Genomic DNA, 14,203 nt, shown 5'->3' with positions numbered 1-14,203 from the left:
GGCGCGAAACGGCCCCGCCCGTCACGGGCGGGGCCGGGCTCGGGTGGACTCGGGCCTCAGCTCACCAGCGCCTTGGCGGCCACCAGGGCCAGGAGCACGAGCCCCACGGCCACCGGCCCCCACACCCCCACGGCCTTGCGCCGCTCACGCGGGGCCCAGGCGAACAGAGCCGACACCGCCGCACCTGTGAGCAGGCCACCCAGGTGGCCCTGCCAGGAGATGGACGCCCCCGTGAAGGAGATGACGAGGTTGACGGCCAGCAGGCCCACGATGGCCGAGGTGTCGCGCCCGAAGCGCCGCTGGATGACGAACATCGCCGCGAAGAGGCCGAAGACCGCGCCCGAGGCACCCACCGTCCCGGTCCACCACGAGGCACCCGACGGCGAGGCCAGCAGGTAGACCATGACCGAGCCGCCCAGCGCGCTCAAGGCGTACAAGGCACCGAAGCGCCACCTGCCGAGCAAGGGCTCCAGCGCCGTGCCCGTCACCCACAGGGCCCACATGTTGAAGGCCAGGTGCAGGAGGCTCGAGTGCAGGAAGGCCGTCGTGAGGAAGCGCCACGGCTCGCTCAGCGCCACCGCCGGCGCGAAGAGAAGGTCGGAGGTCAGTGAGGCCAGCACCTGCTGGGCGACGAAGACCACCACGCAGGCCCCGATGAGCAGCCTCGTGAGCAAGGCGTCTGCCACGGCTGCGCCACCCAGGACCGTGCGCACCCCGGGGCGCGCCGCCCCAGCGGAGCGCACGCAGTCAACGCAGTGCACGCCCACAGCGCCGGGGACCTGGCACTCGGGGCACACAGGACGGTCACAACGCTGGCAGCGGACGTAGGAGACGCGACCGGGGTGCCGCGGGCACACGGGGACGGCCGGGACACTCCCGGCGGGGTACTGGCTCATGGGTGCTCCTCACAGGGCGACAAGGGGCCGGGTGCGCCGACGCCGTCGGACCAGGCGGCCCGACGGCGTCGAAGGGGCGGGTGCCCCGGGGACGGACTGAGGTCACACGCTCACTCGGTGACGGACACCGAGGTGATGACGACGTCCTCAAGGGGGCGGTCGCGCGGGTCGGTGCTGACGGCGCTGATGGCGTCCACGACCGCGCGGGAGGCGTCATCGGCCACAGCGCCGAAGATCGTGTGCTTGCCCTGCAGCCACTCGGTGGGCGCCGTCGTGATGAAGAACTGCGAGCCGTTGGTGCCCTTGCCCATGCGGCGGCCGGCATTGGCCATCGCCAGGACGTAGGGGGCGGAGAAGGTGAGGGAGGCGTCGATCTCGTCGTCGAAGACGTAGCCGGGACCACCCGTGCCCGTGCCGAGCGGGTCGCCGCCCTGGATCATGAAGCCGGGGATGACGCGGTGGAAGATGACGCCGTCGTACAGCGGGGAGGAGGAGTCCTCACCCGAACGCGGGTCGGTCCAGCTCTTCGCGCCCGTGGCCAGGCCAACGAAGTTCGAGACGGTCTCGGGCGCCTGCTCGGGGAAGAGCTCGAGGCGGATATCGCCGAGGGAGGTGTGCAGTGTCGCTTCCATGGGTGTCATCGTCGCATGGAGGGCGCCCGCGGTACTCGGACGGCCGCCAGGTCCACGTGCATTTCACCGCAGGCAAAACCCCTGCCCGGGGCCGACGCGATCATCAGGCGGCGCACAGGATGAGGTGCCACCATGGGAGCCAGGACCCGTCCGGGCGTCCGCCCGGCCTCACCGACCGTCCGAGGAGGAGCGATGGAGCTCACCAAGCACGAGATCACCTTCGACACCGACCAGCTGCGCAGTGAGGTCGCCGCGCTGGCCGAGACGCTCGGCGAGCAGGCCGAGCGCGCTGCGGAACGCGCCGCGCAGTGGGTCGCTCCCGCCGTGGAGCGCGCCCGCACCGGAGCGGACAGGCTCGCCAAGGAGACCGCCGGCGCCGCCAAGGAGGTGCAGGAGCGTCTCGAGGTCCTCAGCGAGGACGCCCTCGCACGTGCCGAGCGGGCGGCGTCGGCCGCGCGCACCGCCATCGACGCCCCCGGCACCGTGACGCAGCGGGCTCAGCGCGCTACCGTAGCGGCTGTGAACGCTGCACAGACCACCGCCCCCCGTAAGTCCCGCCGTGTCCTCAAGAGCCTGTGCTGGCTCACCGTCGCCGGTGTCGCCGCCGGCGCCGCCTACGTCGTCTGGCGCCGCAGCCAGCCGGTCGAGGACCCGTGGGCCGAGGAGTACTGGGCCGACTCCACCGAGGACGCCGACGCCGAGTGAGCCGCTCGGCTGACTGAGCCTGACCGAGGGCGCTCCCACTTGCGTGGGGGCGCCCTCGCGCGTCCTGGCTCCCGCTCCGGCTCCCGCACGCCGCGACGGGGTCGTCCCTCCGCGCCAGCGCCCCACTAGCCTGTGCGCATGAACGCTGCCCTGGACACGCCCGGTCCCCTGCCCGCCCCCGCCATCGCCCTGCGTCACGCCACCGGCGTTGAGGGCCTGACCATCCCCCAGCTGGGCCTGGGCACCTACAAGGTCAGCGACGACGACGCCCACAGGACCGTGTCCCAGGCCCTGGAGATCGGCTACCGACACATCGACACCGCCCAGATGTACGGCAACGAGGCCGGCGTCGGCCGCGCCCTGGCCGCCAGCGGCCTGCCCCGTGACGACCTCTTCATCACCTCCAAGCTCAACAACCCCAACCACCGGCGCGCCGACGCCATGCGCTCCTTCGACGAGACGATGGACCGCCTGGGCCTCGACGTCCTCGACCTCTTCCTCGTCCACTGGCCGCTGGCGGCCTCCGAGGGCATCGACCTCGTGGAGACCTGGGAGACGATGGGCGAGATCTTGTCCACGGGCCGCGTGCGGGCCGTCGGGGTCTCCAACCACCGGCCCTGGCACCTGCGGCGCATCATCGAGGCCACGGGCCTGACCCCGGCCGTCAACCAGATCGAGCTGCACCCCTACCTGCGTCAGGACGAGCTGCGTGCCCTGCACGCCGAGCTCGGCGTCGTCACCGAGTCCTGGTCCCCGCTGGGCCGCTCCCGCCTGCTCCATGACCCCGACCTCGCCCGTCTGGCCGCCGAGCTGGGGGTCACCCCCGCCCAGGTGGTCATCCGCTGGCACCTCCAGCACGGGATCGTCGTCATCCCCAAGAGCGTGCACGTCGAGCGCATGCGCGCCAACGCGGACGTCTTCTCCTTCACGCTGGACGCTCAGGCCATGGGTGCCATTGACGCGCTCGACCGCGGCCTGCGCACCGGGTCCCACCCGGACGAGGTCCAGCTCTGAGAGCCCTTCGGTCGGCTCACTTCCAGCGCAGCAGCCCCAGGAAGCCGACCATCATGACGCTGAAGCCGATGTAGAGGTTGCCGTTGACGAGCCAGTCCGAGGCGTGGTGCTGGGTGAAGTAGGGCAGAGGGTAGCGGCCCTGGAACAGGTAGGTGACCACGACCCACAGCAGCCCGACGACCATGAGCCCCACCATCGTGGGGGCGTACCAGCGCGGCGAGGAGGTGTCGCGGACCTTGTGCGGTGTGCGCGAGACACGGTTGGCGGCGGCGCGGGAGGCCTCCAGGCGCTCGCGCTCCGCAGCGGCCTTGGCCGGGTTGCCCGAGCGGCGGGGGTCGGTCGTCCTCTTGTCGGCCACGCCGGGCCTCCTCGTCTCATCGTGTCTACGGGTCGGCGCGCCCACGCCGTCAGCCACGGGGGCAGGTCCGCCATGTGCGCTTAGGCGCCCAGCCTAGGCCATCACTGTGCTCAGCCCATCCACCGCGGGCACGGCAGCGGGACGCCCGTGCCGGCCAGGCCGCCCAGGGCCCTACACTGGCGGCGCTACCCATCAGGAGGCCCAGTGCACTCAGAACAGACCGTCAACCGGCCGCGCTACCGCCGTCGGCACGCCCGCCGCAGCCAGCGCACCTGGTTCGGCCACCTGGTGGGCGGCGTAGGGGAGCTCCTCATCACCGGCGGCCTCGTCATCGCCCTGTTCCTCGTGTGGCAGCTGTGGTGGACAGGCATCGACGCCGTTGACAGGGCCACGGCAGTCCGGGAGGAGTTCGAGACAACCCAGGTCGCCTCCCCGATGAGAGCCGGAAAGCACTACACGCAGGATCCTCCCCCCGTCGCGGCCGTCGGCTACGGCGAGACCATCGGGATGCTCATCGTGCCCGACTGGTACGGCGTGACGAACAACAACATGCCCATCCTCGAGGGCACCGGCGCCGACGTCCTCGACCAGGCCGCCGCGGGCCACTACGAGCACACCCAGCAGGTCGGTGAGGTCGGCAACTTCGCCATCGCCGGGCACCGGCGCACCAACGGCAACTCCTTCCGGCGCATCGACCTGCTCGAGCCCGGCGACGAGGTCATCGTCGCCACCACCGACACCTGGTACGTCTACGTCGTCACCGACTACCAGGTGGTTGAGCCCGACGACGTCGATGTCATCGCCCCCGTCCCGGGGGACCCGACGGCCACCCCCACCCAGCGCACGCTCACGCTCACCACCTGCCACTCACTGAGCGTCGGCGAGTGGGGCAACGACCACCGCTGGATCACGCACGCGACCCTGTCCTACTGGATGCCCCGTTCTGAGGGCCGCCCAGAATCGGTCCTCAACGACCCGGAGGTCAACTGATGTATGGATGGATCTGGCGTCACCTGCCCGGCCCCACCTGGCTCAAGGTCATCGAGGCGCTCCTGCTCGCAGCGGGTGCCGTCCTGCTGCTCTTCGAGGTGGTCTTCCCCTGGGCGAACGAGGCCTTCAACCTGTCCGGGGAGGCGACGGTCTGAGGGGCGACAGGGTGCCCTGACAACGAACAGCCGTGTGGGAGCGCGTCCCGCACGGCTGTTCGTCTGTTGTCAGGGCACGGGGGCCGGGCCCGCCGGCACCCGCTGGTGGCTCAGCTGCCTGAGCTGGTCGTCGCCGCAGCGGTTGCCTGGTACTTGCCGATGGTCACCGTCACGGGCGTGTCCGTGCTGATTGTCGAGCCCGGCGCCGGGGAGATGTCCAGGACGATGCCGTCCTCGTCCGCGCTCGTGGTGGTGCGGGTCGGGAAGGACACCTGGGTGAAGCCTGCCAGGGCCTCGCTGGCCCTGCTCTGCGTCATCCCGCGCACGTCCGGCACAGGCATCTGCCCGGAGCCGACGACGATGGATACCGAGGTGCCCAGCTCCACCTGGGTGCCGCTGCCCGGGGAGGAGGACAGGACGCGCTCCTTGTGGGCAGCGTCCGAGTTGCCGGGAGTGACGTTCCCAGCCTTGAGCCCGGCCTCCTCGAGGGCCTGGCGCGCCTGCTCCTGCGTCATGCCGGTGAGGGCCGGGACGGAGGTCTTGCCGGTGGACACGACAAGGCCCACGGACTCGCCGCGCTTGACGGAGGTGCCGGCCACGGGGCTCGTGCGCACCACCTTGTCCTTGGCGATGGTCGCGGCGTCCTCGCTGGTGACCGTGCCGGCCTTGAGCCCGGCCTTCTCCAGGGCCTCCTTGGCCTGCTCCTGCGTCATGTCGGACACGTCGGGCACCTCCACCATGGCTGACCCGGCTGAGAAGTGCACGGTGATCTCCGTGCCGAGCACGGCGGAGGTGCCCGCACCCGGCTCGGTGGAGACGGCCTGGCCGGCCGGGATGTCGTCGGAGGCGACGTCGGAGCCCTTGACGAAGGTCAGGCCGACGCCCTCGATGGCCCTACGCGCCTCGGACTCGCTCATCCCCTTGACGTCGGGGACCGCCGCGGCCGTGGCCGTCGCCGTCGGTGCGGGCGTGCTGCCGCCCAGGCGGTCGGTCATGAGCAGACCGATGCCGACGCCTGCGGCGATGAGCAGGGCGACGACGAGCACCCACACCCACCGGCGTGAGGGCCGTTGCTCCTCCTCCTCGGCGACGGCCGGCTCGGGGACCGCAGGCGCCGGCGAGGGCGCAGGGGCCGGGACGGGCACCGGCGCGGGGGCCGGGGACAGGACGGTGGTGGCGGAGGTCCACGTGTCCACCGCCGGAGCGAGGACCGCGGCGCCGCGGGCGGCGGCCAGCAGGTCCGTGCGCATGTGGGCCGCATCCTCGTAGCGGTCGTCACGGCTCTTGGCCAGCGCCTTGAGGACCACGCGGTCCAGGGCCTCGGGAACGTCCGCCGCAACCGATGAGGGCGGGCGCGGGATCTCACGCACGTGCTGGTAGGCGATGGCCACCGCCGAGTCCCCGACGAAGGGCGGCTGGCCGGTGAGCAGCTCGTAGAGCAGGCAGCCCGCCGAGTACAGGTCCGAGCGCGAGTCAACGATCTCGCCCCGCGCCTGCTCGGGGGACAGGTACTGGGCGGTGCCGACAACGGCGTGCGTCTGGGTCACGGTGACCGCCGAGTCCTCGACGGCACGGGCGATGCCGAAGTCCATGACCTTCACGGCGCCCGTCGAGGTGAGCATGATGTTGCCCGGCTTGATGTCGCGGTGGACGATACCGGCGCGGTGGGAGTACTCCAGCGCGTCGAGCACCCCGGTGACGATCTCCACGGCCTCTGGGATCGGCACGGCCTCGCCCTCGCCGAGCAGCTCGCGCACCGTGTGCCCCTCGACGTACTCCATGACGATGTACGGCACGGTGCTCACGGAGCCGTCCGGGCCGGTCATCTGCTCCTCGCCGGAGTCGTAGACGGCGACGATCGACGGGTGGTTGAGGGCCGCCGCGCTCGTGGCCTCACGCCGGAAGCGTGCCTGGAAGGTGGGGTCCCCGGCGATGTCCGAGCGCAGCAGCTTGATGGCGATGATGCGCGACAGGCGCGTGTCGTAGCCGAGGTGGACCTCGGCCATGCCGCCGCGGCCAATGAGCTCGCGGATCTCGTAACGACCTGCGAGGACCTGGGGATGCTGTCCAGTCACAGTGCCTCCTTCAGTGGGGTGGTGGACGTGAGGACGCCGTCGTCCATCACCGCTCGCGCTTGGGCCAGGGTACCCAGGCACAGCGCCAGGACCAGCACGGTCACGATGGCGAGGACGATCCGGGACCAGGTCTCGAGACGCAGCCCCAGCAGCCCGCGGTCGCTGGAGTGCCTCCCGGTGCTGGCCGTGGTGGGGCGGGCGGTGGAGGTGCGGCTGACGGCCGGGATGCTGCGGGTGCGCGCGCCCGCACGACGGCCGGTGCGCGAGGTGGCGCGCGAGCCGGCCTCGGCGCAGGCGGTGCGGGCAGCGGCGGCCACGGCGTCGCCCGGCACCACCTGGGCCGGAGCCGGGCTGCTCGCGGTGGTGCCAAGGGTGCCGGCCGAGGCCGTGGCCGCGGGGGCACGGCCCGTCGCTGTCCAGGTGGGGGCCTCGCGCGGGTCCCAGGACTCGGCCGGCAGGTTGACGACGATCCGGTCCAGCCGCCGCGCCACCTCCCGGGCCGAGCGCGGGCGTGCCTCGGGCCTCTTCTCCAGCAGCTCCATGATGATCTTGCGGACCTCGGGGGGCACCGAGTCCGGCATCGGCGGGACGTCCTGGTTGACGTGCGCGAAGGCGATGTCCACCTGGGTGGCGCCCGTGAAGGGCCGGCGTCCCACCAGCGCCTCGTAGCCGATAACCCCCAGGGCGTACAGGTCACCGGCCGGCGTGGCCATGTTGCCCATGGCCTGCTCGGGCGCGAGGTACTGGGCCGTGCCCATGACCATGCCGGTGGCCGTGAGCGGACGCTGGTGCACGCCCGTGGAGATGCCGAAGTCCGTGAGCTTGGCCAGCCCCTCGCGGTTGATGAGGATGTTGGAGGGCTTGACGTCACGGTGGACGACCCCCGAGTCGTGCACCACCTGCAGGGCGCGTGCCACCTGCGCGAGCACCGGCAGGATGTCGGCGGGCGGCATCGTGCCCTGCTCGGAGATGATCTCGGACAGGGCCCGGCCCTGGACCAGCTCCATGATGATCCAGCCAGAGCCGTCCCTCTCGCCGGAGTCCAGGACGACGGCGAGGTTCGGGTGGCGCAGGCCCCGAGAGTTGCGTGCCTCTGCTCTTAGGCGCGACAGGAAGATCTCGTCCCCCGTCAGCTCGTGGCGCAGGATCTTCGCGGCGACGGCGCGACCGGAGCGCAGGTCCGTCGCCTTCCACACCTCACCCATGCCCCCCACGGCGATGCGCTCGACGAGCTGGTAGCGGCCCTGGAGCTCCAGCCCGACCTCCGGCCTCACCGGTTCACCGCCGCGTCGATGACCGCCGCCGCGACCGGAGCGGCCACCATGCCGCCGGTACCGAGGTCAGCGGTCTGCTGCCCGCCGTCGATGACGACGGCCAGGGCGATGGTCGGGTGCTGCGGGTCCGTCCCGGCGAAGCCGACGAACCAGGTGACCGGGCCACCGACGTCGGAACCGGTCTCGGCGGTGCCGGTCTTGCCGGCCACGGAGACCCCCTCCACCTGGGCCTCGGTCCCGGTGCCCTCGGTGACGGCCTGTGCCATGAGGGAGGCGAGGGCAGCGGCAGTCTGGCTGCTCACGGGTGTGCGCGCCACACGCGGCGTCGTCGTGGACACGACATTGAGGTCCGCGTCGAGGGTGCGGGCCACGAGGTAGGGGGCCATCTGCTCGCCGCCGTTGGCGACGGTCGCGGCCACGAGCGCCATCATGAGGGGCGTCGTGCGCACCGAGGCCTGGCCGATGCCCGCCATGGCGGTCTGGGCGGCGTCGGGGTTGGCCGGGTACACCGAGGGCGTCACCGCCAGGGGGATCGTCATGCGCTCGCCGAAGCCCCAGGCCGCGGCCTCCTGGGCCAGGGCCTGGTCGCCCAGGTCCATGGCCAGCTGGGCGAAGGGCGTGTTGCAGGAGGAGGCGAAGGCGTGGGCGACCGTCACCGTCCCGTTGCCACAGGACTCCCCGGCGTAGTTCGTCAGCTCGTGGCTCGTGCCCGGCAAGGTGATGCTGTCCGGGGCCGCGACCTCGGTGTCGGGGCCGAGCGCACCGGCACGCAGGGCAGCGGCGAGGGTGAGGATCTTGAAGGTGGAGCCCGGCGGGTACAGATCCCCTCCGACCGCCCGGTTGACCAGGGGCCTGGCCTCGTCCGCCTCAAGCGCGTCGAGGGAGGCCTGGGCGGCGTCGGCGTCGTGCGTGGCCAGCGTGTTCGCGTCGAAGGAGGGGGAGGAGACCAGGGCGAGGACCGCGCCCGTCGCGGGGTCGAGGGCGACGACGGCGCCCCGACGCCCGCGCAGGGCGTCCCAGGCCGCCTGCTGGACCTGCGGGTCGATGGTGAGCTCGACCGACCCTCCCGACATCGAGCCCCCGGTCACCAGCGCCTTGAGCCGCGAGGACAGCAGGGAGGGGTCGTCGCCGTTGAGCACGGAGTTCTCCGCCTGCTCCAGGCCCGTCATCGAGGCGAAGACGGTGGAGAAGTAGCCGGTGACAGGCGAGTACAGCTCCCCGCCCGTGTAGAGGCGCTGGTAGGCGTAGGCGTCGTCAACGGGCTGGGAGTCGGCGATGACGGTGCCCCCGGCGATGATCTGGCCGCGGTCCGTGCCGTACTGGGCGAAGACGGTGCGCGAGTTGCGCGGGTCGGTCACGAGCGTGCCCTGCTCGGAGGAGGCCTCCCACAGGGCGGGGCGCGCCAGGCCCTGGACCGAGGTGATGGAGGCGGCCAGGGCCAGGAACATCACGAGGACCAGGACGGTCACCTGGTGGATCTGACGGTTCATGCGTCCTCCTGCCCCACGGGTGCCGGCGCCTGGGGCGTTGACGCGCCGGCGTCCTCGGCGGACTCCTCCGGGGTATCCGCGTCCAGCACACTGCGGCGGATCGACGTCGGCAGCTCCGCGGTGTCAATGATCTGCGGCGCGGCCACGGCCGGGCGGCGGGCGGCGTCGGACAGGCGCACGAGCAGCGCCAGGATCACCCAGTTGGCCACGAGGGAGGAGCCGCCGTAGGCGAGGAAGGGGGTTGTCAGGCCGGTCAGCGGGATGAGGCGCGTGACTCCGCCGACGACGACGAAGACCTGCAGGGCGATGGTGAAGGACAGGCCCACCGCCAGCAGCTTGCCGAAGCCGTCACGCAGGCGCATGGCCGTGCTCAGCCCGCGCTGGACGAGCACGAGGTAGAGCATGAGCACCGCCAGCAGGCCGGTGAGTCCCAGCTCCTCACCCAGGGCGGCCACGATGAAGTCCGAGTTCGCGAAGGTCACGAGGTTCGGGTAGCCCGCGCCCCAGCCCGAGCCCAGCAACCCGCCTGAGGCCAGGCCGAACATGCCGGTGACCAGCTGCCAGGACCCGCCCGGCATGTCGAAGACCTCGGGCGCCATGGCGTCGAGCCAGGCCGTCACGCGCTGCTGCACGTGGGACAGGTGGGTGGCCGCGAACCACGCGGCGGGCGTGAACAGGCCGGCCCCGATGAGCAGCCAGGAGGGGCGGTCGGTCGCCACGTACAGGGTGACGACGAACAGGCCGAAGAGCAGCAGCGAGGAGCCCAGGTCCCGCTGCGCCACGAGCACGAGGATGCTCGCACCCCACACGACGAGCAGCGGCCCGAGGTGGCGGGCGCGCGGCAGGTTGAGGCCCAGCACGCGCCGGCCGGCCAGGGCGAGGTTGTCCCGGTTGGCCACGAGGAAGGAGGCGAAGAAGACCGCCAGGAGCACCTTGGTCATCTCCGCCGGTTGGAAGGACATGGGGCCCAGGCGGATCCAGATGCGTGCGCCGTTGATCTCCCGGCCGAGCCCCGGCACGAAGGGCAGGACGAGGAAGAGCAGGCCGCCCCACATCGCCCACCGGTCCCAGCGGCGCAGCACCCGGTGGTCGCGCACGAGCAGCACGAGGCAGAACAGGACGACGCCCAGGGCGCTCCACTCGGCCTGCCTCAGGGCGAAGTCGTGGGGATCGCCCACGCGCTCGTAGGACAGGTCGAGACGGTGGATCATCGCCAGCCCCAGCCCGTTGAGCGCCACCGCCACCGGCAGGAGCACCGGGTCCGCCCAGGGGGCCGTGCGCCGCACCCACAGGTGGACGACGAGCGCCACCGCCACCAGGGCGCCCGCCAGCGTGAGCACCTCGGCGGGCTGGCTGCCCGTGCGGTTGACCGTGGTGAGCACGAAGCCGCCCAGGCCCAGGACCAGGGCGACGACGAGCAGGACGGCCTCCTCCCAGCGCCCGGACGGACGGTGGGGGGCGGTGGCGGCGGCAGGACTGGGCACGGCGGGCCTCACTGGCCCGTCGGGCGGGCGCTGGGCGAGGAGGACGGCGCCGCCGTGCCCGTCGCCGTGGTCCCTGGCGACGGCGTGGCCGAGGAGGGGGCGTCGCCGGTGGTCGTGTACCCGGCGACGGTGGTGCTCACGTACTCGCGGGCGGCCTCGAGGGAGGGCTGGGAGACCGTCTCCTCCAGCCGTTGGCGCATGCGCTCGTCGAGCTCGGCCAGGGAGGGCTCGGAGTAGGTCTCCACGAGGTGCGACAGGCTCACCGGCCCCAGCTCCTGGGGGATCCCCTGGAAGATCGCGACCTTCCCGCCGGAGGTGGAGACGTAGAACTGCGTCTGCGTCCACCGGTAGCCCAGGACGGCGGCGCCTGCCAGGACGACGATGAGGACGAGCGTGCTGAGCACGGCCCGCCTGCGCCGGGCGCGGCGAAGGCGGGACTGCGTGTCGGACAGGTCGTCCAGGGCCTTGTCCTGGCGGCTGCGGGTGCCGGCGCCCTCCTCGAGCCCGGCGACGAGGGCGGCGGCCTTGGCCGCCGGGGTGCGGGGCTCGGCCTCGGGCGCTGCCGAGGCGCTGCGCTCGCGGTGCTGGGCGGCGGAGCCGACCACCTGGGCGCCCGTCTGGGCGGGCTCGTCGGTGTCGATGACGTCGAAGACGACCGCGGTGATGTTGTCCGGCCCGCCGGCGCGCTCGGCCAGGTCGATGAGCTCGTCCGCCGCGGCCCCGGGGTCGGCGACGCCGCCGAGGACGTCCTTGATGGTCTCGGCGGAGACCGGGCCGCTCAGGCCGTCCGAGCACAGCAGCCACCGGTCCCCGGGCACGGCCTCGCGGATCGACTCGTCGAGCTGGACCTCACCCTCGGCGTCGCCCAGGACGCGCAGGAGCACAGAGCGCTGCGGGTGCTGGCGGGCCTGCTCGCGCGTGAGCCGCCCGGTCTCGACGAGGTACTCGACAAAGGTGTGGTCGGTGGTGACCTGGGTGAGCTCGCCGTCACGCAGGAGGTAGGCGCGCGAGTCGCCCACGTGGACCATGGCCAGCTTGTTGCCGCTGCGCATGATCGCGATGCAGGTGGTCCCCAGGCCCGCCAGAGAGGGGTCCGAGGCGGAGCGGGACATGAGGTCCTGGTGGGCGTCCTGCACGGCGGTGCGCAGCAGGCCCAGCAGGTCACCGGCCTGGTGGGAGTCGGCGTCGAGGGGGCTGAGGTGCTCGATGGCGACGGCGGAGGCGATGTCCCCGCCGGCCGGGCCTCCCATGCCGTCGCACAGGACCATGAGGTGGGGGCCGGCGTAGCCGGAGTCCTGGTTGGAGGCGCGCAGCAGGCCCACGGAGGAGCGGGCGGCGTATCGCAGCGAGGTGGTCATGGGCGCAGCTCCAGGGTGGTCTGGCCGATGCGGACCGGCTCGCCCACGCACAGCTCGACGGTGCCCCTCACAGGGCGCCCGCCTGCCGTCGTGCCGTTGGTCGAGCCGAGGTCCTCCAGCCACCAGGCCCCGTCCTTGGGAAAGACCCGGGCGTGGCGTGAGGAGGCGTAGGAGTCCTCCAGGACGAGCGTGCACGAGGGTGAGCGGCCGATGGTGATCGACGTCGGGGTCAGCGGGACGGTGGAGCCTGCCAGGGGGCCCTCCGTGATGACCAGGCGCGTCGCGCCACGGCGGCGGCCGGTGGGGGCCGCCTGGGTGCCGGAGCCGGCCCGGCGTCGGCTCGCTGGGACCGCGCCAGCCACGTCCTGGCGCAGGGCGCGCACGACGAGCAGCACGAAGAACCACAGCAGAGCGAGGAAGCCGAGCCTCGCCAGGGTGAAGGCGAGCTCGCTCACCCGTGCGCCTCGGTCCCGTGGGTGCCGTCCCAGAACATGATCCGGGTGCGACCCACCGTCAGCGTGTTGCCGTCCAGGAGGGTGGCGGCATCGACGCGGTGACCCTCGACGAAGGTGCCGTTGGTGGAGCCCAGGTCCGTGGCGATGGCGTGGCCCTGGGTGAGGCGGATCTCGAGGTGGCGGCGCGAGACACCGGAGTCATCGACGATGATGTCCGCCTCCGAGCCGCGTCCGATGACGGTGACCGGGCCGGTGAGCAGGTAGCGCTGGCCGTCGATGTCGAGGATCGGGCTGGAGGGGGTGGGGGAGGCGGCTGCCGCAGGCGCGGCGGCGCCGCGGCGCGTGGAGGAGTCGATCTCGATGGCGGGGGCGGTCAGGGCCGGGTCCGGCAGGAAGGAGACCTCCACGGGGCCGACGAAGGAGTAGCCCTGCTCGGCGGCGTGGGAGGTGACGACCTCCGCCATCTGGCGCACCATCTCCTCGTGCCCCCAGGCCTCGATGCGCTCGACGTCGGAGGGGGCCAGGTGGATGGTGAAGACGTTGGGCACCACCGAGCGGTCGCGGGCGAAGGATGCGGCGCGCTTGTCCATCGTCTCGCGGAGCTTGGAGGCGATCTCGATGGGCTCGACGTCGTTGGAGAAGCGGGACATCGCGCGTCCGGCGACGTTCTCGACGCCCTTCTCGATCCTGTCAAGGAACCCCATGTCCCTCTCCTCCCAGTCGCGCTGACCTGTACGGCACGGGCCAGCCGCCTCCCATCGTAACGGCTGGGGCCTGGGCAGCGGGAAGGCGGGGTGGCGCCATGCTGCGGCAGGCAGGGGTGGCGGCGCCCGGCCAGGGGCGGGGCAGGTGCGGCCGGGTGACGGGTCTCACCGTCGTCCATGCGGGTCAGGATTGGACGTGGGGGTGCCGGGGCGGCTATCGTCATCCTCGCTTCTCGCGCGAGTGGCGGAATTGGTAGACGCGCACGGTTCAGGTCCGTGTGATCTTGCGATCATGGGGGTTCGAGTCCCCCCCCGCGCACGAGTCAGGGTCCGGGCTGGATAACCAGCCCGGACCCTTGTCGTCGGGGCGCGCCTTGGCGGGCACCGCCCCGCACCCGCGGCGGCTCAGCAGCAGCGGGCCTGGACGTTGCCCTCGTCGAGCTCCGCCTTGGCCCGCCACCACTGGCGGGCGCTCATCGGCTCGTGGCCCGGGTGCTCACGCAGGTGCCGCTCCACGTAGCGGTCGTAGGCCGACTCGCCGGTGAAGTCCCGCCACAGGTCGCGGGCGTGCCTGAGGCCGGCGCGGACGCGGGCCAGGTGGTGTCTCATCGTG

At 72.4% G+C, this 14,203-nt stretch carries 15 protein-coding genes and 1 tRNA gene; 5 read left to right on the top strand and 11 right to left on the bottom strand.

The window, feature by feature from the left end:
* Positions 1-56 precede the first annotated feature (56 nt).
* Together ACSJJR_RS05405 and ACSJJR_RS05400 are read right to left on the bottom strand one after the other, a co-directional pair.
* Positions 57-896 (bottom strand): rhomboid family intramembrane serine protease, encoded by an 840-nt coding sequence (locus ACSJJR_RS05405; protein WP_435942505.1) that lies wholly within the window; start codon positions 894-896, stop codon positions 57-59.
* A gap of 110 nt (positions 897-1,006) precedes the next feature.
* Positions 1,007-1,528 carry a peptidylprolyl isomerase gene (locus ACSJJR_RS05400; RefSeq protein ID WP_435942503.1) on the bottom strand — a complete coding sequence of 174 codons (522 nt, stop codon included), beginning with the start codon at positions 1,526-1,528 and terminating at the stop codon, positions 1,007-1,009.
* A gap of 192 nt (positions 1,529-1,720) precedes the next feature.
* On the opposite strand from ACSJJR_RS05400, the gene ACSJJR_RS05395 reads away from it, so the two are divergent.
* The gene (locus tag ACSJJR_RS05395) at positions 1,721-2,233 is read left to right on the top strand and encodes a hypothetical protein (RefSeq protein ID WP_435942502.1); all 513 of its coding nucleotides are present in this window, start codon (positions 1,721-1,723) and stop codon (positions 2,231-2,233) included.
* A gap of 138 nt (positions 2,234-2,371) precedes the next feature.
* Entirely contained in the window at positions 2,372-3,247 is an 876-nt protein-coding gene (locus ACSJJR_RS05390) for an aldo/keto reductase (RefSeq protein ID WP_435942500.1), read from the top strand.
* A gap of 16 nt (positions 3,248-3,263) precedes the next feature.
* On the opposite strand, the gene ACSJJR_RS05385 is transcribed toward ACSJJR_RS05390, so the two are convergent.
* A complete protein-coding gene (locus tag ACSJJR_RS05385) occupies positions 3,264-3,605 on the bottom strand; it encodes a cell division protein CrgA (protein ID WP_435942499.1) in 342 nt (113 codons plus the stop codon).
* Between the two features lie 288 nt (positions 3,606-3,893).
* Here ACSJJR_RS05385 and ACSJJR_RS05380 point away from each other — a divergent pair, with 288 nt between their 5' ends.
* Positions 3,894-4,595, top strand: a complete 702-nt coding sequence (locus ACSJJR_RS05380) for a class E sortase (protein ID WP_435942667.1) — start codon at positions 3,894-3,896, stop codon at positions 4,593-4,595.
* The gene (locus ACSJJR_RS05375) at positions 4,595-4,750 is read left to right on the top strand and encodes a hypothetical protein (protein WP_435942497.1); all 156 of its coding nucleotides are present in this window, start codon (positions 4,595-4,597) and stop codon (positions 4,748-4,750) included. Before ACSJJR_RS05380 ends, ACSJJR_RS05375 begins: the two co-directional genes overlap by 1 nt.
* A gap of 110 nt (positions 4,751-4,860) precedes the next feature.
* Here the strand turns inward: ACSJJR_RS05375 and pknB are convergent, their stop codons facing one another.
* Genes pknB through ACSJJR_RS05340 form a run of 7 tightly spaced genes read right to left on the bottom strand, consistent with a single transcriptional unit; the run spans position 4,861 to position 13,590 of the window.
* A complete protein-coding gene (pknB, locus tag ACSJJR_RS05370; RefSeq protein WP_435942496.1) occupies positions 4,861-6,825 on the bottom strand; it encodes a Stk1 family PASTA domain-containing Ser/Thr kinase in 1,965 nt (654 codons plus the stop codon).
* Complete coding sequence (locus tag ACSJJR_RS05365; protein WP_435942494.1) at positions 6,822-8,099, bottom strand: serine/threonine-protein kinase; 1,278 nt, start codon at positions 8,097-8,099, stop codon at positions 6,822-6,824. Before ACSJJR_RS05365 ends, pknB begins: the two co-directional genes overlap by 4 nt.
* On the bottom strand, positions 8,096-9,589 hold the full coding sequence (locus ACSJJR_RS05360) for a penicillin-binding transpeptidase domain-containing protein (protein ID WP_435942493.1): 1,494 nt from the start codon (positions 9,587-9,589) through the stop codon (positions 8,096-8,098). Before ACSJJR_RS05360 ends, ACSJJR_RS05365 begins: the two co-directional genes overlap by 4 nt.
* Positions 9,586-11,073 carry an FtsW/RodA/SpoVE family cell cycle protein gene (locus ACSJJR_RS05355; RefSeq protein ID WP_435942492.1) on the bottom strand — a complete coding sequence of 496 codons (1,488 nt, stop codon included), beginning with the start codon at positions 11,071-11,073 and terminating at the stop codon, positions 9,586-9,588. The genes ACSJJR_RS05360 and ACSJJR_RS05355 overlap by 4 nt, the downstream gene beginning before the upstream one ends.
* Positions 11,074-11,081: 8 nt before the next feature.
* Positions 11,082-12,431, bottom strand: coding sequence for a PP2C family protein-serine/threonine phosphatase (locus ACSJJR_RS05350; protein WP_435942490.1), 1,350 nt, complete (start codon positions 12,429-12,431; stop codon positions 11,082-11,084).
* Positions 12,428-12,886 carry an FHA domain-containing protein FhaB/FipA gene (locus ACSJJR_RS05345; protein ID WP_435942489.1) on the bottom strand — a complete coding sequence of 153 codons (459 nt, stop codon included), beginning with the start codon at positions 12,884-12,886 and terminating at the stop codon, positions 12,428-12,430. Before ACSJJR_RS05345 ends, ACSJJR_RS05350 begins: the two co-directional genes overlap by 4 nt.
* A complete protein-coding gene (locus tag ACSJJR_RS05340) occupies positions 12,883-13,590 on the bottom strand; it encodes an FhaA domain-containing protein (RefSeq protein ID WP_435942487.1) in 708 nt (235 codons plus the stop codon). The genes ACSJJR_RS05345 and ACSJJR_RS05340 overlap by 4 nt, the downstream gene beginning before the upstream one ends.
* A 235-nt stretch (positions 13,591-13,825) precedes the next feature.
* Between ACSJJR_RS05340 and ACSJJR_RS05335 the strand changes: the two genes are divergently transcribed.
* A tRNA-Leu gene (locus ACSJJR_RS05335) sits at positions 13,826-13,909 on the top strand.
* Positions 13,910-13,995: 86 nt separating this feature from the next.
* Here the strand turns inward: ACSJJR_RS05335 and ACSJJR_RS05330 are convergent.
* Positions 13,996-14,199, bottom strand: a complete 204-nt coding sequence (locus tag ACSJJR_RS05330; protein ID WP_435942485.1) for a YbdD/YjiX family protein — start codon at positions 14,197-14,199, stop codon at positions 13,996-13,998.
* Positions 14,200-14,203: the final 4 nt, after the last annotated feature.

It is taken from the genome of Actinomyces sp. W5033 (assembly GCF_051303165.1).
Note: the sequence above shows the minus strand (reverse complement) of the source record. Positions and strands in the feature narration are given on the sequence as shown.